Source organism: Paenibacillus sp. FW101-FHT12H11, from assembly GCF_058790355.1.
In genome coordinates this window covers 924,682-947,464 of the sequence record NZ_JBYTCO010000002.1, presented here as the reverse complement: position 1 = coordinate 947,464, position 22,783 = coordinate 924,682, and the positions used below count along the sequence as shown (strand labels likewise).

Here is a 22,783-nt window from a genome sequence, read left to right as displayed (position 1 = left end):
GATGAATCCACTTGTTAGCATTCTAATTCCAACCTATAACAGGCCTCATTATTTTGAATTAGCGCTGCAGAGTGCTTTTAATCAGACGTATGACAATATTGAAATTATCGTTAGCGATAACAGCGATAACAATCAGACGGAGCTGGTCGTCCAGAAATATCAAGCGATGCCTGGCGGTGCTAAGATCAAATATTTCAAAAACCCTCAAAACCTGGGTCCGATTGGGAATCAGCAACAATGCTTACATTTGGCAAATGGCGAATTTATTAACTATCTCATGGACGATGACTTGTTTCACCTGCGAAAAATAGAAAAAATGATGGCTTACTTAATCCAGTATCCCGAAGTCACGATGGTCACATCACAACGAAGAGTGATTAACGCTGCAGGCCGTCAGTTATATGTTCCGCCAATTGGAACGTTTAAACAATTGTACACGAAAGATACGGTTGTCGACGGCCGAGTGCTTACTAAGAAGGTACTTGAAGACCGAATTAATTATTTAGGCGAACCGACAACGGTTCTGTTTCGAAGAAAAGCTCTGACGGAGCCCTTTGGCGTGCTGCTGGGCAGACAGGCATATTTTGCTGTGGACATGGCGAGTTGGTTGAGTTTGTTAAGTAAAGGGAAAGGCGTTTATATGGTTCAGCCGCTCAGCTATTTGCGTTACCATACAGAGCAGTTGTCGCAGCATGAGATGGCCAAAGAAGTGGCCATGATGGATATCGAAACCTTTAAATTTTTTGCTGTCAACCAAGGCTATGCGACACCGCAACAGATCAAAGAATTTGAGAAACAGCAAGGGAAGATGAAACAGTCTAACAAACAGAAGACGAACCAACAGACACTTGAGCAGATCAATCAACAACTGCTTCAAGGTGGGAACAAGAAAACGAACCAAAAGCCAAATCAAAAGCCAAATCAAAAGCCAAATCAAAAGCCAAATCAAAAGCCCATTCAGCCATTCAATGCTGCAGATCTCCAAAAAACCATCAATAAATTGATCAAACAAACGAATACGAAAAAGAAAGGGTGATTCATCGGTGAAATCGATTCTACGGGAATATAAACAAGCGGGAAGCGACCAAATCTCGTCGTATTGTTTGCCGATCATCGTCGATGGTAAGGTGCTCGGACAACTTAAGCCGCTAACGATAGAATCCATTGAAAATGAAGAAGTCGTCAAAGCGTTAATGGACTGGAGGGTTGCGGCCGGCCAGTGGTTTGCCACGCAATTCCCTGCGAATGAGGAAGGCACAAGGGCATGGGCACTACATCAGATTCTGGAAGTGGATGACCGGATTTTATTTATTCTGGAGGATGAAGAGCAGACGCCAATCGGCCAGATTGGGTTAATGCACTATGATGAAGTGGCCCATACTTGTGAGTATGATAATTTGCTAAGAGGCCGCAAAGGACGTTATGGCAATATTGTGATGCATGCTCTTCTTACTTTAGGGGCATGGAGTTTGCGCGAACTAGGTTTACAGACAGGCTATCTGAATGTACTTTCGGATAATGCCCGCGCGATTCATATTTATGAGACTTTAGGAGCTGTAGAAGTGAAGCGCACACCGCTGCGCAAAGATGTTACGGGAGAAGTCATCCGCTGGGTACCTGTAGAAGGTCAACTGTCAGGTGAGCCTGAACGGGAAATGGTCACGATGGTCGTTACGCGGGAAGCTTTTATGAGCAGATTCGGTAAAATGATTGCGCTTGAAAACGGGGAGGGGAAATCGTGGATATAAGGTTGTTCAAGCCATCTGTTGGCAATGAAGAATTGGAAAGCATTCAGCAAGTATTTGGTAAAGCATGGCTTGGACTTGGTCCTCGAGTAGGCGAGTTTGAGAAAAAATGGAGCGACTATATCGGCAGCGCGGAGTCAGTAGGGGTCAATTCCTGCACGGCTGCGCTGCATCTGGCGCTATCTGCTTTTAAATTCCCCAAGGGTAAAAAGGTGCTGGTGCCAGTCGTTACTTTTGCGGCAACCGCAATGGCCGTTTTGTACAATGGGTTGGTTCCGGTGTTTGTAGATGTGGATGAAACGACTTTTGGCATGAGCATGGAAGATTTGGAGCGCAAATATGATGCAAATTGCGTAGCGGTCATTCCTGTTCATTTTATGGGCCATCCAGTTCCCATGGACCAGTTGATGCCGTGGGCTAGAGCGCGCGGCTTGAAGGTTATTGAGGATACGGCGCATTCGGCCGGAGGGAAATATTTGGGCAAAGCCCTCGGAACTTGGGGCGATATCGGATGCTTTAGTTTTGAGGAGAAGAAATGTATGACAACCGGCGATGGCGGAATGATTTCGTCGAACGATCCTGAACTGCTGCGGCCTTTGCGACATTCACGTTGGGTTGGGATTAACAAAGATACATGGGAGCGTTATGAAGAAAATGCCTCGTATCATGCGGATGCCAACAGCTGGTATTATGAAATCTCCGATATTGGCTACAAATATAATATGAACGATCTCATGGCCTCTATTGGCCTTGTTCAATTAGCTAAGCTCGATACGATGAACCGCCGAAGAGAAGAGATCATTCGTCAGTATGTAGACGGACTTGCGGGCAGCCAACTTGTCCAGCCGGCAATCCCCTACAATTTGAACGACTCTTCGTATTGGGCATTTGTTGTTCGCGTGAAGGAGAGAGAAGCGTTTATTTTGCATATGAAGAAAAAAGGGGTGTCGACCGGTGTGCATTACATGCCGCTGACCATGCATCCGCTCTTTGTTCCTTATAAGGCGGAAACGCCGATAGCGGATACGCTTTGGCGCGAGCTCGTTACCCTCCCATTGTTCCCTGACTTGACGGATGAAGAGGTCGCGTATGTCCTTGAGAGCGTGGCATCGTATGCTCCATAAGGCATAGCAGTATGCGGCGGGAATCCTTGCAGTTAGCGTGAAAATAGACCGAATGCCTGTGTTTTGTGCAGGAGCGGTCTATTTTTTTGTATATAAGCCGACAATCGCCTGAGCATACAAAAAAGACCTGCATCACAGCAGGCCTTCATGCATGTTCCTCTAGAGGTGGACGAATCTCAATCTTGCAATGTCGCAACCGTCAATCATTACTAAGCTGGTTTCCTTTGAGCTTCGAGCTGTTGTGTGAGTTTTTTCAGATCCTTGGCGAGTGAGGATAGCTTTTTAGTTTTCTCACTGACGACAGCCAGTTGATGCGCTCTATCCAATAATTCACTCAGATATAAACCTTGTGTGGCTTCATTCCAATTCGTAAAATTGTCCAGTACTATTTTTCCTAACCTTTTAATCATTTTGACAAAAGTGGATGAGTCATCAAAGATGCGCTGTTTTTTTGCCAAGAGGGTAACGTCGATCCAATCACACTGGCATCCCATTCTCGACAATAATGTATTGGTTAATTGGGTAGGATGTTTGCGAAATGAGCTCAAAGGTTCTTCAAGAAAAACAGCATCCTTGTTGACAAGCAAAGCGATCCAGGAGGCAACATCAACGTTGTTATACGCTTGTTTGCCGCCAAAGGTACCAAAAGGCTCAAGCAGATCAGCTTTTCTGAAAAGCACCGTTGTCGGCTCCCCAATATAGTTTGTAACGTCGGTCAGCATTCGTTGGATTAAGGATTGCCCATTGATGGCAGTTTTTTTCAGAGTTGATAGCTTGAAAGGGGGAGTTTTGGATATTCGGACCGGTTCCCCGAAATGATCAATAATTTGCTTCAGCGAGGTGACGAGTCCAATATTAGGATTGCCAATCAGGAAGGGAAGCATGCGCTCGATTTTTCTCGGATGGAGCAAGTCGTCATCCATTAAGTAGTTGATATACTCACCTTTGGCTAGTCGAAAGCACTTCTGTTGGTTGGCCGTAGGACCGATGTTTACCTTGTTTCTTACGTACTTGATTTTGCTGCCGTTCGGTGAGGTCAAGTACGAATTCACCACATGCTCTGTCGCATCATTTTGGCTATTATCGCAAATGATAATTTCAATATGAGGATAAGTTTGGTTTAGTGCGCTGACTAACGCTTGCTCCAAAAACTGTGGACGATCAAAGGTTGGCAACAAAATACTGACAAGTGGCGTCATCGTACTCCTCCTTTTTCACCGTTCTTTTTGGCTGGTTCCGCCGTGTATTACCAAATTTTCCACGGAGCTTGTCCTGAGTCCCAGAGCTTCTGCAATTGCTGTTGATCACGAAGTGTGTCCATGGCGTACCAGAAGTCAGCATGTTTATACGCATGCAACTGCCCTGAGGCAGCTAGCTGCTCCAAGGGTTCCTTCTCGAAATGGGTGGGGTCACCGTCAATATAATCGAAAACTTGAGGTTGTAAGACGAAGAATCCGCCGTTTACCCAACCGCCTTCACCTTTGGGCTTTTCTTGAAATTTAGTAATTTCTGTGCCATTTCCAAAAATAAGCGAACCAAACCTGGCCGTAGGCTGAACCGCGGTCAGTGTGGCAAATTTACCGTGATCCTGATGAAACTTCACGACTTCGGGAATGTTCACATTGGTTAATCCGTCTCCGTACGTTAAGAGAAACGGTTCATCGCCAATATATTTCTGAATTCGCTTGATACGTCCGCCTGTCATCGTCTCATCGCCTGTGTGCACGAGTGTAATTTTCCATGGTTCTACTGGCGATGAAAGATACTGAGTGGTATTCTTTTGCAGGTCAACCGTTATATCGGATGCATGCAAGGGATAGTTGGCAAAAAAGTCTTTAATGACGTGCCCTTTATAACCTAGGCATATAATAAACTCATTAAAACCGTAAAATGAGTAGATCTTCATAATATGCCACAGAATGGGCTTATCACCGATGAGGATCATCGGTTTAGGCTTGGAATGGGTTTCTTCTCGAAATCTGGTGCCAAGTCCGCCAGCTAGAATTACGACTTTCATCCTCATTCCTCCTTTCTATGTTTCTAAAAACTAGCTTGCTATATCATATGTAAATCTCGTTGAAATGACAGTGGCAACTATAAATAGATACATAGAAATGGGTGTACATGTAACGAAAGAGCAAATTGGATGGTTGAAAAAACGTTAAAGTGGAGGATGAAAGTCAGACCACTTTTCGTTATAATGAGGACATCAGGGCTTCTACTAAATATAAAATGGGGTAATCACAATGAACATGTACATCTACTATGCGATATTCTCGCTTATCTTGTTATTTGGATTGGTTACAACCTTTATGATTGGTTTTTCACGTAAAAACAGGGAAGGCGACACCACATATTTTCAGAAAACCGGGGTCAAATGGGCGCGTCTCACTTCTTTCTACGTCGTTTCGATCGCAGCAGGCTTACTCGCGTTGGTGGCTTATATCGTGTATTTAATTCGATAAAAAAAGACCGTATCTTTGCGCCTTTTGGCAAAGATGCGGTCTTTTTTTTGAGGTGCGGCGAATTGTCTATGTATTGGCGTAGATGCCGCGCGGCACATTACTTGCATGCCACTTTTGCTTGTTTTCGCTAACGGACCTGGCAGCCGCTATTTCAGCTAAATGGACTCTATCCAATTTTTAACGGACTCCAGAGCCGTTATTGCTCAATAAACTAGCCATTTCTCATGGTATTTATGTAAATAGCGGTATTCGGGTCCGTTAAAATTTCAGATAGCCGGTTTTTCCCGAATAAGGTCTCCTCAGTCCGTAAGAAAACCAATGCGCACCGCAATTCCGCTCTCAACCATTCGAAACTAGTCGGAACTTGACTATCACTAGCACGCCACATTCGCAGTACTCCCATCAGCACCGTAGCAGTTCGCAGAACAGAACTCAGCGCCATAGCGCCACAGTAAACTCACTAGCGTAATTAGCCCCACAACAATCAGCAGTACAGGAACCAGTCCCTTTCAACCAATGCCTAGCCGGGTCCCAGCTAGGTTATTGAAATTTGTGATTGGCGGTAGAGGTGGAAGTTAGGTGTACGGTGATTAAGGTGGAAGATATCTATGTTCCAAAATGATGAACATGAAGAACCCACTTCCCCACTACCATACTTGTATGGTAGTATGGTAATAACATTTCGACACGGGAGGTGAATCACAACGTTGAAAATCAAACCCATAACAAGCACAACACGCGATGCGGTTTATCAGGCTCTGAAAGAGCAAATTCTTATGCTGGATTTGCTGCCGGGAACAGGTATTTCGGAGAAGGAAATCTCCGTTCAATTTGGAGTGAGCCGAACGCCGGTGCGTGAGAGCTTCGTACAGTTATCGCAAGAAGGGTTGCTGGATATCTATCCGCAGCGAGGTACGGTTGTTTCCCTTATCGACCTGGAGCGTGTGGAGGAAGCTCGTTTTATTCGAGAGCAGCTTGAACGGGCTGTTATTTCCTTAGCTTGTGAAAGCTTTCCGGCGGATTCCTTGCAGCAGCTGCGTACCAATCTCGCTTATCAGCAAGTTTCCATGAGCGAGAAGGATTTTAAGAAGATGTTTGAATTGGATGAAGCTTTCCATCGGACGATCTTTGAGGGATGCAGAAAACTGAATACCTGGGCAATCATCCAGCAAGTGAATGTTCATCTGAACCGGACTCGCATGCTCAGATTAGCCGCCGATCACAGGTGGGATGAGCTCTTTGAGCAGCACGAACAAATGGTGGATGCAATTGAACATCACGAAGCCGGCAAAGCTGAACAAGTGATGAACACACATCTTCACCTCACGGTTACGGATCAAACTGTATTGAAGGAGAAATTTCCGACGTATTTCAAATAAGGAATGACAGGAGGCGCTATCTACAATGAAAATGGTATTTCGTTGGTTTGGCGAAGGCAATGACACGGTAACACTTGAGCAAATCAAGCAAATCCCTGGTGTAGAGGGCATTGTTTGGGCGCTCCACGATGTTCCGGCTGGTGAAGAGTGGCCGATGGATAAAATCTTTCAGGTTAAGGAAGCCGCAGATAAGGCCGGTCTTCATATGAAGGTCGTCGAAAGCGTTAACATTCATGAGGATATCAAGCTCGGGCTGCCCAGCCGCGATCTCTACATAGACAATTATAAGAAAACGATCGTTAAGCTGGCTGAAGTCGGCGTGAAAGTGATCTGCTATAACTTTATGCCCGTTTTTGACTGGGTAAGGACCGATCTGCATAAGGAATTGGAAGATGGATCCACTGCACTCTTTTATGAAAAAGAGAAAGTTGCCCATCTGAACTTGGAGGAACAGGTGCAGCGGATTAATGCCAATCCGAACTTCACGATGCCGGGCTGGGAGCCGGAACGTCTGGGACGTCTGACAGAATTATTCGATGCCTACCGCGATGTGACGGAAGAGCAGCTTTTTGACAATGCCAAATATTTTCTTGAAGCCATCATACCTTTTGCCGAGAAATATGATATCCGAATGGCGATCCATCCGGACGACCCGCCTTGGCCGATTTTTGGACTACCGCGCATTATTACGAGTCAAGCCAATATCCGCCGTTTCCTGGGACTAGTAGATAATCCATATAATGGGCTGACGATGTGCAGTGGATCGCTTGGTGCGAATCCGGCGAATGATATCGTTGGAATCGTCAATGAATTCGCTGATCGGATTCCATTTGCGCATATTCGCAACGTACGTGTGTACGAAAATGGCGATTTCATTGAAACTTCACATCGGACAACAGACGGCACGGTAGATATCGCCGGCATTGTAAATGCGCTGCATGAGAACGATTATGAAGGATTTTGCCGTCCGGATCATGGACGACATATTTGGGGCGAGCAATGCAGACCTGGTTACGGCCTGTATGATCGTGCGCTTGGCATTATGTACTTATGGGGATTGTGGGACGCAAACCGCAGAAAATTACAATCCGGAAGGATGGGGGACTAGACATGAAAGGCATTACGAATTTTCCGGCAATGCAAGGTAAAGTTGTCGTTATTACAGGAGGAGCCGGCGTATTGTGCCGGGTTATGGCCTTGGAACTCGCACGCCAAGGCGGGCGAATCGCCATTCTGAACCGGACCGTGGAAAAAGGGCAGGAGGTTGTGGCTGAGATTGCCGCAACAGGCGGAGAAGCCATTGCTTTATCCTGCGACGTAACGGATGCAGAGAGTGTAGCGCAGGCCGCAGATGCGATCCTGGAGCAGCTCGGACCGTGCGATATCTTGATCAATGGCGCCGGAGGTAACCATGCCAGTGCGAACACGACGAACGAAACGTTCAAACTGGAAGACTTGGCGAATCCGGATATTCAGACCTTCTATGACCTAAGCGTGACCGGATTCCGCAATGTGCTTGACTTGAACTTTGTCGGGACGTTGATTCCAACGCAGATTTTTACCAAACAAATGATCGGTAGACAAGACGCTACCGTCATCAATATTTCGTCCATGAGCGCGCCGTCGCCGATGACGAAAGTTCCGGCTTACAGCGCTGCTAAGGCCGCCATTGATAACTTCACGCAGTGGTTAGCCGTGCATTTGGCGGAAAGCGGCATTCGCGTCAATGCGATTGCGCCGGGCTTCTTCTTGACGAAGCAGAACGAGAAGCTGCTGCTGAAGGAAGACGGTACGCTCACGGAGCGTTCGCACAAAATCATTACCCATACGCCGATGCGCCGATTCGGGAAACCCGAAGATCTGCTCGGCACGCTGCTTTGGTTGACGGACCCTAACATGTCCGGCTTCGTAACCGGCGCCACCATTCCGGTGGACGGCGGATTCATGGCCTATTCGGGCGTATAGGGAATTTGCTGCTATCGCTTGTGGGGTTGCTCCCCGGCAATTGGAACTATAGCGCGCTATTTCATCTGAAATAGCGCTCTTTTTTGTGGACGGGAACTGTGGGCCGTTATTTGTCCGTTTACCTATAGAAAACGGGTGTTGGCTCTCAAATAAATCCCTGTAGTTCCACTTAAACGCTTAAACGGCTGAATTTGCTGGAATAACGGCCTGTAGTTCTTTTTGAGTGTATCGTTGACCAACTTAACATTTGTACGAGGTCCCCCCCTCCGCCAAGTGTCTCTGTAACGCTATGTTCCCCGGGCTCATAACAAGCCGATCATCACTTTTCAAAAATTTATTCGACCGCGTGCAACCTTTTTTGAAACAGCTCCGTTTAATAGGTAACTCGAAAGGGTAATAAAAAATAACTACTTAAAAGGAGAATAGTTACTGTGAAAAAATTAGCTACTGCCGCACTATCGACTGTTTTATTGGGAGCATTGTCATTTAATACTGCATTTGCCTTCTCGGATGTTGAAAGCGGACAAGCCGAGGCGATTAATGCACTGCGTGATCGTGGCGTTGTAAGTGGTATGGATCACGAACATTTTGCTCCAAAAGGAAAAATCAGCTATGCGCAATCCGTCCAAATCATTGTAAGAGGCTTGGGCCTGAACATGGATTTGCTACGTTTCGTCAAGCAGCCGCTTGCTTCTGATTTTTATACAAACGTCCAAAATGACTCTTGGTATGCCGAAGCGTTCATTATCGCTCATTACAACGGCGTAGATCTTCCGAAAGATGTAAATCCGAATGCTAGCATTACACGTGAGCAATTCGGGGCGTTACTTATGACTGCACTTGAGAAAAAAGGCAATTTCCCGCTAATTAACATCAAACCGGCGGACATTAAGGATGCTGACCAAATTACACCGGAGTATCAAGGTGCTCTGCAGCGCATGCTCGCTTATAAGATTGCCGCACTCGATAACAACGGCAAGCTAAGCCCAAAAGCGGAAATTACACGCGGCGAAGCAGCGACTTGGGTATATAACGCAAGCAAAGTGTTGGACGCGCACACTCAGGTTCCAGCGCCAACAGAAACCGTTGCCGTTAATGTTGAGAAAGTTTCCGATGATGTTAATAAAGTGACATTGTCTCGGGAAACGAAACCAACTGGGGGATATGGGATTGAAATTACCGGTATCCAATTTGGAGAAGATGGCAATGCCGTTATTTCTTACAAACTGGTCGATCCAGAGCCGGATGCCATGAACGTTCAAGTGATTACGGAACCGAAAGCGGTCACGTATGTCTCTTCCAAATACAAAGCTGTAGCTGAACCGGCTGCAAAATAATAAAAAGTGCTTCCTCGTCAAACGTGATGAGAGAAGCACTTTTTTTATGGCGAATGGGGAGGCCGGAGTGTTTCTTTCCGGAATGTTCCAGGAGCCAGACCGGTCGTTTTTTTAAACAAATTTTGAAAAGCTGTGACGCTCTCATACCCGACTAATCGCGCGATTTGTTCCACGGAGAACTCGGTAGTAGTCAAATAACGGCGAGCCGCGTGGATGCGATGGTGAATGGCGAATTGAATCGGGCTTTCCCCGTAAGCGTTCCGAAACAGGTGGCTTAGATGCGATGAACTCAGATAAACGTGGTCGGCAATTTGTTTGATCGTGAGGGGTTCATGGTACCTCTCTTCGATGTATCGTCTTGCTTTTGTTATCGCGGTTTGCGAGGACAAACGCGCTGTCTTCCCAGGGGCATGATGTTTCGTTCGATGAACTTCCAAAAGCAGCAGCTCTAGCAGCAAACCACTTGAAGTTAACGCTTCCGACCAGCCTTCATTAACCTCGTCACAGAGCTCTTGAAAGAGATGTTTAATCCGCTCAGCATTGGAACTTACAGAGAATACCGGCTGTTCATCATCCTCCAGAAGGTAATTCGCCGGCAATCCTTCCACCTGAAGAGAGTGAAAACCTGCATAATAAAAGGAAAAGGGGGCTTCAATGCGCGAGCGCTCTTCGTGCCACACCAGAGGATGAAAGATGACCATATCTCCGGCCCGCGCTTCATAATGCTTACCATCAATCCAATAGTCCGCTTCTCCCTCAGCTATAAAAAGAATCTCCATCATGGCTTCATGACGGTGCAGAGGAAAATAACAGCTTTCACCGGTTTTGCGATGAAATGCGATCGCGCCTTCCAAGATCGGCCGCTTTATAAAAATAGAGCTCATTTGTCATCCCCTTTTGCAAGATTGAATAGGTATGCCGCAGCTCTCAGAATCGATAATTCCTTATGATTAGCTTAGCATATAAGTATCAAGTCGAACAATGATTCAGGAGGTGCAAGCATGCATCCAAACACGACTATTCACAAGATTGAAGAGGCTTTATTGGCTTTGGGAATTACAGACGATCTATTGACGGCTGAAGAGAAGAAGAGTCTCGATGAGCGAGGTTTCGTCTTGTTTACCGGGATGTTAAACAAAGATGAGCTAGTAACGTTTCGCGCCAAGTATGAAGCGTTAATGGACAAAGAGGGGATGAACGCGGGGAAAGAGGTTCATCAGGAAGAAGGGACACGGCGGCTCTCCGACCTGGTGAATAAAGGCGAATGCTTCGACAGGGTTTATACGCATCCGAAGCTATTGGCTGCCATCTATCACGTGCTGCAGCGGGAGTTCATGCTTTCTTCACTGAACGCGCGTGATGCCATTCCTGGCGCCGGATTGCAGGCGCTGCACGCCGATTGGGGCGCACGCCAAGAACACGAGCCGTTCCACGTGTGCAATTCGATCTGGCTTATTGACGACTTCACGCCAGAGAACGGGGCTACCCGCGTCGTACCCGGAACCCATAAGCTGCCTGGTTATCCGCGTGAGTACGGCATCGATCCTCTTGCGCCTCACCCGCAAGAAGAATTGATTGTCGCGCCTGCCGGCTCCGTCGGCGTCTTCAATTCGCACCTCTGGCACGGCGGCACGCTGAACCAAACAGCCAAGACGAGGCGTGCTCTTCACGCGTATTTCACGGCCAGAGAACACAAGCAGCAGCTCGACCAGGCTGCCTATATTCGCAAGCGGACTTACGACCGAATAAGTCCTGCCGCGCGTTATATATTGAATGTATAACTGCCTTCATTTCAACAGAAAAAGACCTGACGGATGAACATCATCCGTTAGGTCTTTTTCACAATCTGCGAGCCTTCCCAAGCGCTACCGATGTTCGATGAGGTCAATAGCCCCCAGAACGACATGGGCCAGGCCAAATCCAAGCACACCAGTTGCTGCAAGCTTATACTTGCTACCGAGTAAGGAAGCAGCAGAAGCCGTTACGACAGTACCAAGAACAGCAGGGATCAAACCTTCACGCATGTGTATCACTCCCACCAGTTTATTTGGAAAGACAAGCTTATTTTAGATCAAAAGAAAGGAAATTATCCGTCTGGAAGCATTGGGGAACCTTGGGGCTGACGATCCAAAAAAACGGTTGCAAAAGCAGGAAGATCAACTTATGATAATAATTGAATTCATGAAATTACTTATTGATTAATAAAATTATTAATTTAAGGGGCGAATTTCTATGACTAACCGGATAACTGTTAACGCCGATCGAGCGAAAGGCACAATTAATCGCAATATTTACGGACATTTTTCCGAACATTTGGGAAGATGCATTTACGAAGGTTTATGGGTAGGCGAAGATTCAGAAATTCCTAACACGAAAGGGATTCGGAACGATGTCGCCGCTGCGTTAAAAAAGATGAAAATCCCGGTATTACGCTGGCCAGGCGGCTGCTTCGCAGACGAATACCACTGGAAGGACGGCATCGGTCCGAAAGAAAACCGGAAACGAATGATTAATACCCATTGGGGCGGCGTGGTGGAAAATAATCATTTTGGGACGCATGAATTTATGATGCTCTGTGAGATGCTGGAATGCGAGCCGTATATCAACGGCAATGTTGGGAGCGGAACCGTTCAAGAGATGGCCGATTGGGTCGAATATTTGACCTTCGAAGGTGTGTCGCCTATGGCTGAATTGCGCGAGGCAAACGGGAGACCTGAGCCGTGGAAAGTGAAATATTTCGGTGTGGGCAATGAGAATTGGGGCTGTGGAGGGAACATGCGGCCTGAATATTACGCAGACTTGTACCGTCAATTCCAGACCTATGTCCGCAATTATGGCAGCAACCGCATACATAAAATTGCTTGTGGGCCGAACACGGACGACTATCATTGGATGGAAACCTTGATGAAGCAGGCTCATCGTTTTATGGATTCTATTACGGTGCATTATTACACGGTTCCCGGTGATTCCTGGCAGGAGAAAGGGGCGGCAACCGGATTCCCTGAAGACATGTGGCGTGTAACGTTGAAGAAAGCCTTGTTCATGGAGGAACTGATCAGCAAACATTCCGCTATTATGGATCAGTATGATCCGGACAAGCGAATCGGGCTGCTCGTTGATGAGTGGGGGACGTGGCACGATGTAGAGCCGGGAACGAATCCAGGCTTTCTGTATCAGCAGAATACGATTCGTGATGCGTTAGTCGCTGGGATTTCGCTGAACATTTTTAATGAGCATTGTGATCGTGTACAGATGGCGAACATTGCGCAGCTGGTGAATGTACTGCAGGCTGTGATCCTCACCGAAGGCGAGAAAATGGTGCTTACGCCAACCTATCATGTATTCGACATGTATAAAGTTCACCAGGATGCGCAGCTGTTGGATGTGCATCAGTCCATTACGGAGCTTGGCGAGGGGAAACAAGCCATTCCACAAATCTCCGTTTCGGCTTCCAAAGATGAAGAGGGCCGGATACATATCAGCCTTTGCAATCTGGATCATCAAGCTAGCGCAAAGGTAGAGGTTGAGCTGCGCGGCTTGGTCGACAAATTGGTATCTGTGCAAGGTACAACATTAACTTCAGACGCGATCGACGGCCACAATACCTTCGAAGAGACGGATCATGTAGCGCCAACGGAATTCACAGCGTTCAACCTGATCGATCAGGTGATCCATGCGGAGCTTCCTCCGATGTCCGTCACGGTTTTGGCATTGACCGCGGAGTAAGCTGTGATGCTTGAGAATCGCCAGTGCAAAGGATGCCGCGAGGATTTCAAGATTACAGCTGCGCAAATTGACAAGATGCTGCAAGCACCTATGTTTCAGTCGGCAGAAGCCTGCGTCCCCGATTCGGTGTACCGCGAGCGGTTAAGCCGGTGCAGCAAGTGTCCTAAGCTCGTTGGCGGTCATACGTGCTCGTTATGCGGATGTATTGTGCGAATAGCCGCCAAGCTGCGGGACAAGAGCTGTCCGTATCCAGGCGGGACGGGATGGCAGCGATATATGTAAAATAGGCCTTCCGAGAAGTAGTAAGATATCTACTTCTCGGAAGGCCTATTCATTATTCAGGAACTGATTGAAGACCTACTTCTTAATCAACTTCAATTGGATGGCCTGCTCTTCAGTCAAAATGAATTCCTCTTTGGGCCATATTTCTTCATTTTTATCACGACCAAAAAGACGTAAAATCTCATTCCATACGCCTTTTTCAATGGCTTCCGCGGCTGAAATCATGATTTTCACATCCATCGCCTCCAAGTGTTGTTTCTATACTTCTACTAACTCGTTTTGCAGGATATGCTGCTCCCCCCAGGCACACATGGCATCGAGGATCGGCTTGAATGACCACCCATACGGTGTTAAAGAATAGACAACTTTGGGCGGTACTTGCTCATAGCTCGTTCTTTTCACCATACCGTCATGCTCAAGCTCGCGCAGCTGCTGCGTAAGCATTTTCTGCGTGATATCTGGCATCAATCTTTTTAATTCGCTTGTACGTTTGTCGCCTTTATCCAAATGGCATAAAATGACGACCTTCCATTTGCCGCCGATTACATCAAGCGTAGCTTCAACGGGAACATTATAGGGCATAGTTTACCTCCGTATGAAAGATAGGAACTTTTAAGTACCTATAGTACTTTGGAGTATCTATAGAACTTCAAAGTGCGTACTTATCAAATAGTTCTTGTGATCCTATAATAACACTCAGACAACAAAAGTAAAGTGTTGCTGCAGGTCACATTCATTCAAATAGGAGGATATTTATGAGTCAAACTATCGCACCAGCTGCATCTATACAGAAAGATAAGCTGCTTTCAGGGAAATGGGCGCTCCTTGCGCTGGCCATCAGCGCGTTCGGGATTGGGACGACCGAATTCGTTCCCGTTGGCCTTCTGGCATCGGTCGCCGATGACTTGCACATCGGAATTACGCTTGCCGGACTTCTGATCTCCGGTTACGCGATCGGGGTTGCGATTGGCGCGCCAATCCTGACTGCACTTACAAACCGGATGAACCGCAAGACACTATTGATGCTTCTCATGGTCATTTTCATTGTAGGAAATGTCGCTGCCGCGCTTTCCACATCATTCTCATTTCTTTTGGTTGCTCGCTTTATAACCGCCTTTTCGCACGGTGTATTCTTCTCGATTGGCGCGACGATTGCCGTTCAGCTCGTTCCACCGCAGAAAAAAGCCAGCGCGATTGCCTTAATGTTCACTGGGCTGACAGTCGCAACGGTTACCGGCGTACCACTTGGAACGTTTATTGGACAATCGTTAGGCTGGAGAGCGACGTTCTGGGGAGTTGCCTTGCTTGGTGTCATTGCAATCATCGCCATTTCAATATTAATTCCAAAAAATCTGAAACAATCGCCTCCTGCCAAGTTTTCGGATATGCTCCGTTTGGTAACGAACTCTCGATTGATTCTGGGTTATGCCATCACAGCGCTTGGATATGGAGGAACATTTGTTGCTTTCACTTATTTAACCCCGATTTTGCAAGATGTAACAGGACTTAATACAAGTGTCGTTTCTATCGTGCTGCTTGTCTACGGGGTTGCGGTAGCGATTGGTAACTCGGTCGGCGGAAAATGGGCGAATCACAATCCGCTTCGTGCATTATTCTGGATGTTTATTATTCACGCGGTTATTCTGATTGTGTTAACGTTCTTGCTTCCGTTCAAAGTTGCGGGTTTGATTGGTGTCTTCCTGATGGGGCTGCTCGCGTTCATGAACGTGCCGGGTCTTCAGTTAAATATCGTTCAACTCGCTGAAAAATATGTGCCATCCGCCGTAGACGTTGCTTCCGCGTTGAATATTGCGGCCTTCAACGTCGGGATTGCTATAGGCTCATTGGTTGGTGGCTTGGTTGTCGACACGATCGGTCTGCAGCAAACACCATGGATCGGCGGTTTAATGGTCTTGGTAGCTGTTGTTCTCACAGCCGTATCAGCCAAGTTGGAGCGTAAAAAAATCCAGGCATGAATCTAAAAATTCAGGAGAAAATATCCATAGAACTCACTTGTAAAGGATGAAATCTGTGGATCAAACAATAACGTTATATGAAAAAATTGGCGGAGAGCCCGCAATCGCTAAAGTAGTCGACTACTTCTATGAACTTATTTTAGCTGATGATACGGTGAATGAGTTTTTTAAGAACACGGATATGGAGAAACAAAGGAAGCATCAAACCAAATTTATTTCCTTTGCTTTAGGTGGCCCGAATCAATATTCGGGTTTCTCGATGGCTAGAGCCCATAAGGGAATGAATTTACAGCCGGTGCATTTTAATGCCGTTGCTGGCCATCTCTCCGAAGCTCTTGCGCATTTTGAAGTGCCCAAACCTGAGATTGATCAAGTGATTACGCATGTTGCTTCTCTCAAAGACGATATTCTTTATAAGTAGCCAGATTTGAGGTTAAAATGAGAAAGGGATTGTCCATAATTATGGACAGTCCCTTTTTCAATGATTCAATTCGCTTTATTTGTGAATCCAAATCAATCCGGCAGAATGATCTTTCGCTTCACCGATGACCCGGAATTTCAATCCGAATTTCGGCACCAAGCGGCCCGCGTCTGGAATCAGCTCATTCGAATACAACTTGGCATCGGAGAATTCCTCAACTCCCGGCAAAGATTTGTAGTTGTATTCGCCTCTCGTTTCATTATTGACGTACCATGCCGGTGTTTTATCCAGTGAAAAGGCTGCATCCGCAACTTGATAGCGGGTTGTTTGTGAGACGGAATCCTGTCCGTCTTTCTTGAACACCAGTGCTGCGGCATGAGAGTCTACAACACCGAGGAAGCCCTGTCCTGGATGAACACCAACCCAGTTATCCAGATAACTGTCATCGGCATACCATACGACGAGTCCAGTGTTGTACTTAACTCCGCGGCTGAATGCCAGCGCTTTGTCAGCTCCTTCGTAGTTTCTCCACTCCAGATAATAGTAGTGCTTCTTGAATTCCATCCCGTTCGATTGAACGAAGCCGTCCAGGTTAAAAGCGGAAGCTCCTTCAGCGTCATCGGAGAACGCTACTTTCCCATCAACGGTTAATTTCACGTTATCCATGGCAAAACCGTTCAGAGCCAGCCCGCCATCGGTCACATAGTCGAAGTTCAGCTTCACTTTTTTGCCAATGAATGGCGCTAAGTTGTAGGACTTGTCCACCCAAACCCCATTCGAGGTTTCGGCGCGTGCGTCGCCGTTCGTATCATCGTCCCCAATGACATCGAGCGTTACTTCTTGTCCATCATAGGTAGCCGCCGTTACCGTCAGATAGTCGTATTCGAATTCAACCTCATACAAGGATTTGAAATCAAACGTCGCCGTTTGCGCATTGGTCAAGTCAAATTCCGGCGTCGATAGCGTCGTATGCAGGTTATCGCCTTTTGTACTGTAATAGTAGCGGGAGCCAAAAGCGGGCTGAATGCCTTGTACGGCTTTATCCGGCAAATTGACTTTGACGATTCCTGGATTTTTCGACTTCGTTACGCTTTGATCAATAATGGCTGCTTTCCCTAGTTGGTTAATGTCCGAAGCGTTGACCTCGGTGACGTTAGCCCAATTGCCGCCAATCGTTTTTTGGAAAAAATCTTTATTCTGCGGCGAAAAAGAGGTCGGAGTCGTACCGGCAATATTGCCGTTCCAGCTGCCGCCGCTCATAATCGACCAAGAAGCAATCGGCTCGCCTTGCCCGGTGTATTGGGTGTCGTATTCATCCGGCAGTCCCAAATCATGGCCGAATTCATGAGCGAATACGCCGACTGCGCCGTCCTCAGGCTGTATCGTATAATCGTAAGCGGCCATTTTGCCGCCCCAATAGCTGACGGGGGTTGACGTTCCCGCAATCGGGTACACGCCATCCAGCGTCCAACGATGCGACCAAATGGCATTGTCGCCTAAGGCGCCGCCGCCGGCTTCTTGCCCCGTACCCGCATGGATGACCATGAGATGGTCGACCAAGCCGTCGGGTTCATTTTGATTACCATCGCCATCGAGGTCGTACAAATCGAATTTATCATAATCAGCCAAGTTAATGCCTTTGGCAACAGCGGCGTTAAGCGCATCTTTGACCAGATCGCGAGGACCAAGCGGGGCCAGGTTATCATGACCGCCAGCGGGGTTGTCATCTCCATACTGAGCGGCAGTGCCGGGAACCGTTAACCAGTCAGAGACGTAGCCATCAACCGTATAGCTGCCGCCGGACTGTTCTTCGTAGTATTGTTTAAAGGTTTGAATTTTCGATCCATCGAACAATTTAAAGTCTTTATCGCCAAACATGAGCTTACGATAATGCTCCGGACTGAAGTCTTTGGCGTACATGAAACCAGGTTCTTGTTTCACATTGTTATGTTTTACGTCGGCAAATTCGGTCAACAGCACAAGGACTTTGTCCTCTCGAACAGGTCCGTTATAGCGATCTTGCTTGGCGGATGGAATAGGGATGCCGTTGCCGTTTCCGATTTTGAGATTATCCATGCCATGGTTCATTTGCGATAATAACTTCACTTTTTGTTTCGCGACAAAATCTTTCGATTTTTTATCCATTTCATCATGCAGTCTGATCTTCTGATCCGCTTTGGCGTCCACCAGTTTCTTATTTTTGACAGATAAATAGCTTTTTACTGCTTTGGATATTTGTTCGGGTGTAGCGCTTTTGTTCAAAAGACCACGATCCATCAGCCCCTTGGCCAAGCGTTCGTCGTTCACGATCATCGCATCGATCGGTGGTGCGTCCAGTGCCTCCAGTGCTTCCGAGTAGCCGGTTTCTGCGGCGGATGCCGTGGTTGCAAATAGTCCTACCGTTAAACTTGTTGCGAAAAACATGTTCGTCATTTTCATGATGGTCTTATTCAATCATCAAACCTCCTAGTAGAAAATTTAATTGACCGTTGTACAGTTAAATTAAATAATAGATTCCCAAATCTAGTAAGTGCTGCTAGACCTGCACAATTCGACCTACCACTTATTGCCTTTTTCGACTTTTCCTGTTTTTCGGATGGTGGAATTTGTAGAATAAAAGAAGATAAAAGAGGTTAATTTATGCAAAAAAGGGTTTTCAGGAGGCTGTTATTATGTCGTTCGACTCAAGTAAGGACCCATTTCCGCAGTTTCCCAAATCGGTTTGGCTAAGTGAGACCGAGATGCCAACTTATCCAAAGCTGGCCAACGACATTGAAGCTGACGTGGCTGTGGTAGGTGCAGGCATCACGGGGATGACAACCGCTTATTTGCTTGCGAGCAAAGGGTTTAAGGTTGTTCTTGTTGATGCAGGCAAAATTGCATACGGCACAACGGGGCACACGACAGCCAAAATCACCGCGCAGCATGATTTGGTGTATGACGAATTTATTTCTCATTTCGGCGAAGAGAAGTCGCGGCTTTATTACGAAGCGAATCGTGACGCTTTGAATTTTATAAAGAAGTTGGTCGTTGATCAGGCGATTCCCTGCCAGTTCAAGGAAGAGGATGCCTACATCTATACCGTTGAGGAAGCAAATGAGGCGAAGATAGAGGCTGAAAGTAAAGCTTACGAAAAGCTCGGAATTCCTGGAGGTTATTTGGCGCAACCACCGCTACCGTTCCAGACCCAGGCGGCGATTGTGATGAAACATCAGGCGCAGTTCGATCCAATTCCCTTTTTGAAACATATCGCACAATCGTTCATTCAGCTTGGCGGAGAAATATTTGAACAAACGACCGTTGTGGGTGTGGATAAAGGAACTCCGGCAACCGTGAAGACAAGCGAAGGTTTTCATATAACATGCAACTTTGTCGTATCATCTTCCCATTTTCCCTTTAATGACCGAAACGGTTTTTACTTTGCAAGGCTACACGCGGAGAAATCATATGCTCTTGCTGCTAAAACCGAAATAAGTTTGGCTGGAGGCATGTATATCAATGCGGATACGCCTGCACGTTCGCTTCGAACGGTGATGGTTAATGGGGAGGAGCTGCTGCTAATAGGCGGAGAGAGCCACAAGACGGGACAAGGGATTTGTACGTTTCAGTATTACGAGGCGCTGCGGCAGTATGGTATTGCCCAATTCAACTTGCAGGAAGTCAGGTATCATTGGTCGGCACAAGATTTGTTAACACTCGACAAGCTGCCTTATATTGGGCGGGAGGTCTCTGATGAGCCGAACATTTTGATCGCAACTGGCTTCAAGAAGTGGGGAATGACCACCAGTGTCGTGGCGGCGATTCTCAATACAGCCCTCATAGCAGGTGAGAAAAGCCCCTATGAAGAGCTCTTTTCACCATCCAGATTCCATGCGGACCCTATGATCAAAACCTTTATCATGTCGAATGCCAATATCGCCAAGCATCTGATAGCCGGGAAGTTCGATATCGTCCATCGGCAAGCAGAGGAGCTGCAAAACGACGAAGGCGCTGTAGTTCGAGTGAACGGAAAACGAGCAGGAGCCTACCGGGATGTGAGCGGAGAACTTCATGTTGTGGATACGACTTGTACGCACATGGGCTGTGAGGTCGAGTGGAACGAGGCGGAGAGATCATGGGACTGCCCATGTCATGGCTCGCGGTTTTCTTATACAGGCACTGTGATCGAAGGGCCAGCCAAACAACCGCTAACACAGGTGGATGTACGCGACGATCAAAAAAAATAACAATTCACCCCCGTTTGTTCGGTATAATATAGGCAAGCTATATGATTTCCGTAAATGGGGGACTGATATGAACATCGCGAAGAAAGTAACGTGGTTGGAGCTTTTTTATGACTTGTTGTTTGTAGCTGCCGTATCTAAGGCAACACATGTGCTGCTGCATGCTGACCACGGAACGGTTTCACTGGAGTATATCATCAAATTTGTGCTTATTTTTATTCCCATCTGGTGGGCATGGGTAGGGCAAACGCTGTTTAACAACCGATATGGGCAGGACGTCTTCGCTCACCGCATCTACATGATCCTGCAACTGTTTTTTGTGCTCATCATGACGTTTAGTTTATCGCCGGATTTTGATCGGTATTATGTTCCATTTTTTATAGGATACATAGGTTCAAGGGTGTTAACAGCTCTTCAATACTTAGCGATTCATAAAGGGGAAGAATCCCACCGTGCTGCGACGGCGCGATTTCTAGGGACGCGGTTTTGGATCGGCATCGTGATTTCGAGCGCATCCTTATTTTTCGACTCCTGGGTCAGGTATCTGATTCTCTACGCGGGAATTGCCATAGATGTATTGTTACCGGTCATTGGTAGACGATTCTTGGTACATACGCCAATTAACACGCATCACTTATTGGAACGGTTTGCCTTATTTACGCTCATTCTATTAGGGGAATCAGTCGTGAGTACGTTGGCTGTTTTACAGAATAGCAATGGCACATGGGCATCGATTTTGTTTGCCGCGCTGGCTTTTATTCTAGTCATTGGGATTTGGTGGCAGTATTTTGAGAATGTCGAGCGAAAAGTGGATAAGGCGCTGCAAACAGCCGGACAAACGATTATTTACGGTCATTTGCTCGTTTATTTATCGCTAAGTACAATCGCGGCATCGATTCAGCTGTTATTTTTGGAGCAATTGGATTACCACTTTATTTTGGTGATGGTATTTCTCTCTGTTCTGTTGTACTTCGTCTCGACATCGATCATTTTCCATCGGTACCGGCATAAGCACCTACAGCTGAAACCTATTCATTTGGCACTATTTTTAGGAATCTTAGGCGGATTTTTTGTTATCGACTTGTTTATCATTGTACCTAACTATGTGATTATGGCTGAAATGGCCTTGTTTTTTCTGGTTTATGCGAGATTTGCAACCCGTTAGTTGTCCAAGCAAAAAGAATTCAAGGGAGGCACCGCTCAATGATTTCATTTCCGAAAATAACGCAAGAAAAGCTGCTGCAGCGATTAGCTCATCCAGGCAAAAAAGTCCGCATGGTGCTGGATACGGATACTTATAATGAAATCGACGATCAGTTCGCTGTCGTTTATGCGTTGAAATCCCCTGAGCAGCTGCAGATTGAAGCTTTTTATGCGGCGCCATTTCATAATGAATTATCAGACGGGCCAGCCGATGGCATGGAGAAAAGCTACCGTGAACTGCAGAAAATTTCAACGCTGCTGCCGGAAATGTCCGGCATTCCGATCTACCGTGGATCGACGGGATATTTATCCGGAGCCGAGACGCCGCAAGAAAGCGAGGCAGCGAGAAATTTGGTGGAGCGGGCGATGGCCTCTCCTGAGGACGATCCGCTTTATGTCGTAGCGATTGGCGCCATAACGAACGTCGCTTCCGCGATCTTGATGGAGCCGCGCATCATCGAGAAAATCGTCGTTGTCTGGCTAGGCGGACATGCTTTGCCTTGGCCGGATACAAAGGAATTCAACCTTGCGCAGGATTTACACGCATCTCGAACTGTGCTCAATTGCGGCGTGCCGCTCGTGCTGATTCCGTGTATGGGCGTCACTTCGCACTTGCTTACAACGCTGTCGGAAGTGCGGGAGTTTGTGAAGGACCAGGGAGAGATTGGCAAGTATCTCTATGAAACTTATGAGAATTGTGCAAAAGATCATTTTGCCTATTCGCGTGTAATTTGGGACATTGCGACAATCGCATATCTGATCAATGAAAGCTGGCTGCCCAATGAGCTGGTGCACAGCCCGATTCTGTCGGAAGATTTCCGCTACAGTTTTGATGCTTCGCGGCATTTTATTCGTTACATACACTTTGTTCGGCGTGACCGTGTGTTTAAGGATTTCTTCAGCAAGTTGGGAAGCTGACAGAGGTATACATTTCGGA

The 22,783-nt window shown here is 46.9% G+C and carries 23 protein-coding genes; 16 read left to right on the top strand and 7 right to left on the bottom strand.

Annotated features, from left to right (window positions below; genetic code table 11):
• Window position 1: 1 nt before the first annotated feature.
• Genes AC3WTJ_RS10105 through AC3WTJ_RS10095 form a run of 3 tightly spaced genes read left to right on the top strand, consistent with a single transcriptional unit; the run spans window position 2 to window position 2,869 of the window.
• Window positions 2-1,036 (top strand): glycosyltransferase family 2 protein, encoded by a 1,035-nt coding sequence (locus AC3WTJ_RS10105; RefSeq protein ID WP_492521641.1) that lies wholly within the window; start codon window positions 2-4, stop codon window positions 1,034-1,036.
• Window positions 1,037-1,043: 7 nt separating this feature from the next.
• Complete coding sequence (locus AC3WTJ_RS10100) at window positions 1,044-1,748, top strand: GNAT family N-acetyltransferase (RefSeq protein ID WP_492521640.1); 705 nt, start codon at window positions 1,044-1,046, stop codon at window positions 1,746-1,748.
• Complete coding sequence (locus AC3WTJ_RS10095) at window positions 1,739-2,869, top strand: DegT/DnrJ/EryC1/StrS family aminotransferase (RefSeq protein ID WP_492521639.1); 1,131 nt, start codon at window positions 1,739-1,741, stop codon at window positions 2,867-2,869. Before AC3WTJ_RS10100 ends, AC3WTJ_RS10095 begins: the two co-directional genes overlap by 10 nt.
• Window positions 2,870-3,078: 209 nt before the next feature.
• On the opposite strand, the gene AC3WTJ_RS10090 is transcribed toward AC3WTJ_RS10095, so the two are convergent.
• Window positions 3,079-4,068 carry a glycosyltransferase family 2 protein gene (locus AC3WTJ_RS10090; RefSeq protein WP_492521638.1) on the bottom strand — a complete coding sequence of 330 codons (990 nt, stop codon included), beginning with the start codon at window positions 4,066-4,068 and terminating at the stop codon, window positions 3,079-3,081.
• A gap of 47 nt (window positions 4,069-4,115) precedes the next feature.
• Window positions 4,116-4,886, bottom strand: coding sequence for a glucose-1-phosphate cytidylyltransferase (gene rfbF, locus AC3WTJ_RS10085; protein ID WP_492521637.1), 771 nt, complete (start codon window positions 4,884-4,886; stop codon window positions 4,116-4,118).
• Window positions 4,887-5,115: 229 nt separating this feature from the next.
• Between rfbF and AC3WTJ_RS10080 the strand changes: the two genes are divergently transcribed.
• The 5 genes from AC3WTJ_RS10080 to AC3WTJ_RS10060 all read left to right on the top strand — a co-directional run bounded on the left by AC3WTJ_RS10080 (window position 5,116) and on the right by AC3WTJ_RS10060 (window position 10,015).
• Window positions 5,116-5,334: a hypothetical protein gene (locus AC3WTJ_RS10080; RefSeq protein ID WP_127449381.1), complete on the top strand. Its 219-nt coding sequence runs from the start codon at window positions 5,116-5,118 to the stop codon at window positions 5,332-5,334.
• A gap of 707 nt (window positions 5,335-6,041) precedes the next feature.
• A complete protein-coding gene (locus AC3WTJ_RS10075) occupies window positions 6,042-6,713 on the top strand; it encodes a GntR family transcriptional regulator (protein WP_492521636.1) in 672 nt (223 codons plus the stop codon).
• Window positions 6,714-6,738: 25 nt separating this feature from the next.
• Window positions 6,739-7,821, top strand: a complete 1,083-nt coding sequence (uxuA, locus tag AC3WTJ_RS10070) for a mannonate dehydratase (protein WP_492521635.1) — start codon at window positions 6,739-6,741, stop codon at window positions 7,819-7,821.
• Between the two features lie 2 nt (window positions 7,822-7,823).
• The gene (locus tag AC3WTJ_RS10065) at window positions 7,824-8,678 is read left to right on the top strand and encodes an SDR family oxidoreductase (RefSeq protein WP_492521634.1); all 855 of its coding nucleotides are present in this window, start codon (window positions 7,824-7,826) and stop codon (window positions 8,676-8,678) included.
• Between the two features lie 431 nt (window positions 8,679-9,109).
• Window positions 9,110-10,015, top strand: a complete 906-nt coding sequence (locus AC3WTJ_RS10060; protein WP_492521633.1) for an S-layer homology domain-containing protein — start codon at window positions 9,110-9,112, stop codon at window positions 10,013-10,015.
• 44 nt (window positions 10,016-10,059) lie between these two features.
• Here AC3WTJ_RS10060 and AC3WTJ_RS10055 read toward each other — a convergent pair whose 3' ends face one another.
• A complete protein-coding gene (locus AC3WTJ_RS10055; RefSeq protein WP_492521632.1) occupies window positions 10,060-10,899 on the bottom strand; it encodes a helix-turn-helix domain-containing protein in 840 nt (279 codons plus the stop codon).
• 117 nt (window positions 10,900-11,016) lie between these two features.
• Between AC3WTJ_RS10055 and AC3WTJ_RS10050 the strand changes: the two genes are divergently transcribed.
• Window positions 11,017-11,796 (top strand): phytanoyl-CoA dioxygenase family protein, encoded by a 780-nt coding sequence (locus tag AC3WTJ_RS10050; RefSeq protein WP_492521631.1) that lies wholly within the window; start codon window positions 11,017-11,019, stop codon window positions 11,794-11,796.
• 84 nt (window positions 11,797-11,880) lie between these two features.
• Here the strand turns inward: AC3WTJ_RS10050 and AC3WTJ_RS10045 are convergent, their stop codons facing one another.
• Window positions 11,881-12,039 carry an asparagine synthase gene (locus tag AC3WTJ_RS10045; protein WP_127449393.1) on the bottom strand — a complete coding sequence of 53 codons (159 nt, stop codon included), beginning with the start codon at window positions 12,037-12,039 and terminating at the stop codon, window positions 11,881-11,883.
• 208 nt (window positions 12,040-12,247) lie between these two features.
• Here AC3WTJ_RS10045 and AC3WTJ_RS10040 point away from each other — a divergent pair, with 208 nt between their 5' ends.
• Both AC3WTJ_RS10040 and AC3WTJ_RS10035 read left to right on the top strand, forming a co-directional pair.
• On the top strand, window positions 12,248-13,741 hold the full coding sequence (locus tag AC3WTJ_RS10040) for an alpha-N-arabinofuranosidase (RefSeq protein ID WP_492521630.1): 1,494 nt from the start codon (window positions 12,248-12,250) through the stop codon (window positions 13,739-13,741).
• Between the two features lie 6 nt (window positions 13,742-13,747).
• Complete coding sequence (locus AC3WTJ_RS10035; RefSeq protein WP_492521629.1) at window positions 13,748-14,023, top strand: hypothetical protein; 276 nt, start codon at window positions 13,748-13,750, stop codon at window positions 14,021-14,023.
• A 75-nt stretch (window positions 14,024-14,098) separates the two neighbouring features.
• Here the strand turns inward: AC3WTJ_RS10035 and AC3WTJ_RS10030 are convergent, their stop codons facing one another.
• Entirely contained in the window at window positions 14,099-14,257 is a 159-nt protein-coding gene (locus AC3WTJ_RS10030; RefSeq protein ID WP_164819394.1) for a hypothetical protein, read from the bottom strand.
• 24 nt (window positions 14,258-14,281) lie between these two features.
• On the bottom strand, window positions 14,282-14,605 hold the full coding sequence (locus AC3WTJ_RS10025; RefSeq protein WP_157318201.1) for a winged helix-turn-helix transcriptional regulator: 324 nt from the start codon (window positions 14,603-14,605) through the stop codon (window positions 14,282-14,284).
• Between the two features lie 173 nt (window positions 14,606-14,778).
• Here AC3WTJ_RS10025 and AC3WTJ_RS10020 point away from each other — a divergent pair, with 173 nt between their 5' ends.
• Together AC3WTJ_RS10020 and AC3WTJ_RS10015 are read left to right on the top strand one after the other, a co-directional pair.
• Complete coding sequence (locus tag AC3WTJ_RS10020) at window positions 14,779-15,999, top strand: MFS transporter (protein WP_492521628.1); 1,221 nt, start codon at window positions 14,779-14,781, stop codon at window positions 15,997-15,999.
• A gap of 55 nt (window positions 16,000-16,054) precedes the next feature.
• Window positions 16,055-16,420 carry a group I truncated hemoglobin gene (locus AC3WTJ_RS10015; RefSeq protein WP_492521627.1) on the top strand — a complete coding sequence of 122 codons (366 nt, stop codon included), beginning with the start codon at window positions 16,055-16,057 and terminating at the stop codon, window positions 16,418-16,420.
• Window positions 16,421-16,495: 75 nt separating this feature from the next.
• Here the strand turns inward: AC3WTJ_RS10015 and AC3WTJ_RS10010 are convergent, their stop codons facing one another.
• Window positions 16,496-18,874: an immune inhibitor A domain-containing protein gene (locus AC3WTJ_RS10010; protein ID WP_492521626.1), complete on the bottom strand. Its 2,379-nt coding sequence runs from the start codon at window positions 18,872-18,874 to the stop codon at window positions 16,496-16,498.
• Window positions 18,875-19,092: 218 nt separating this feature from the next.
• Between AC3WTJ_RS10010 and AC3WTJ_RS10005 the strand changes: the two genes are divergently transcribed.
• The 3 genes from AC3WTJ_RS10005 (at window position 19,093) to AC3WTJ_RS09995 (ending at window position 22,764) form a co-directional block, all read left to right on the top strand.
• Window positions 19,093-20,646 carry an FAD-dependent oxidoreductase gene (locus AC3WTJ_RS10005; protein ID WP_492521625.1) on the top strand — a complete coding sequence of 518 codons (1,554 nt, stop codon included), beginning with the start codon at window positions 19,093-19,095 and terminating at the stop codon, window positions 20,644-20,646.
• A gap of 67 nt (window positions 20,647-20,713) precedes the next feature.
• A complete protein-coding gene (locus AC3WTJ_RS10000; RefSeq protein WP_492521624.1) occupies window positions 20,714-21,808 on the top strand; it encodes a low temperature requirement protein A in 1,095 nt (364 codons plus the stop codon).
• A gap of 38 nt (window positions 21,809-21,846) precedes the next feature.
• The gene (locus AC3WTJ_RS09995; protein ID WP_492521623.1) at window positions 21,847-22,764 is read left to right on the top strand and encodes a nucleoside hydrolase; all 918 of its coding nucleotides are present in this window, start codon (window positions 21,847-21,849) and stop codon (window positions 22,762-22,764) included.
• The last annotated feature ends 19 nt before the right edge of the window (window positions 22,765-22,783 follow it).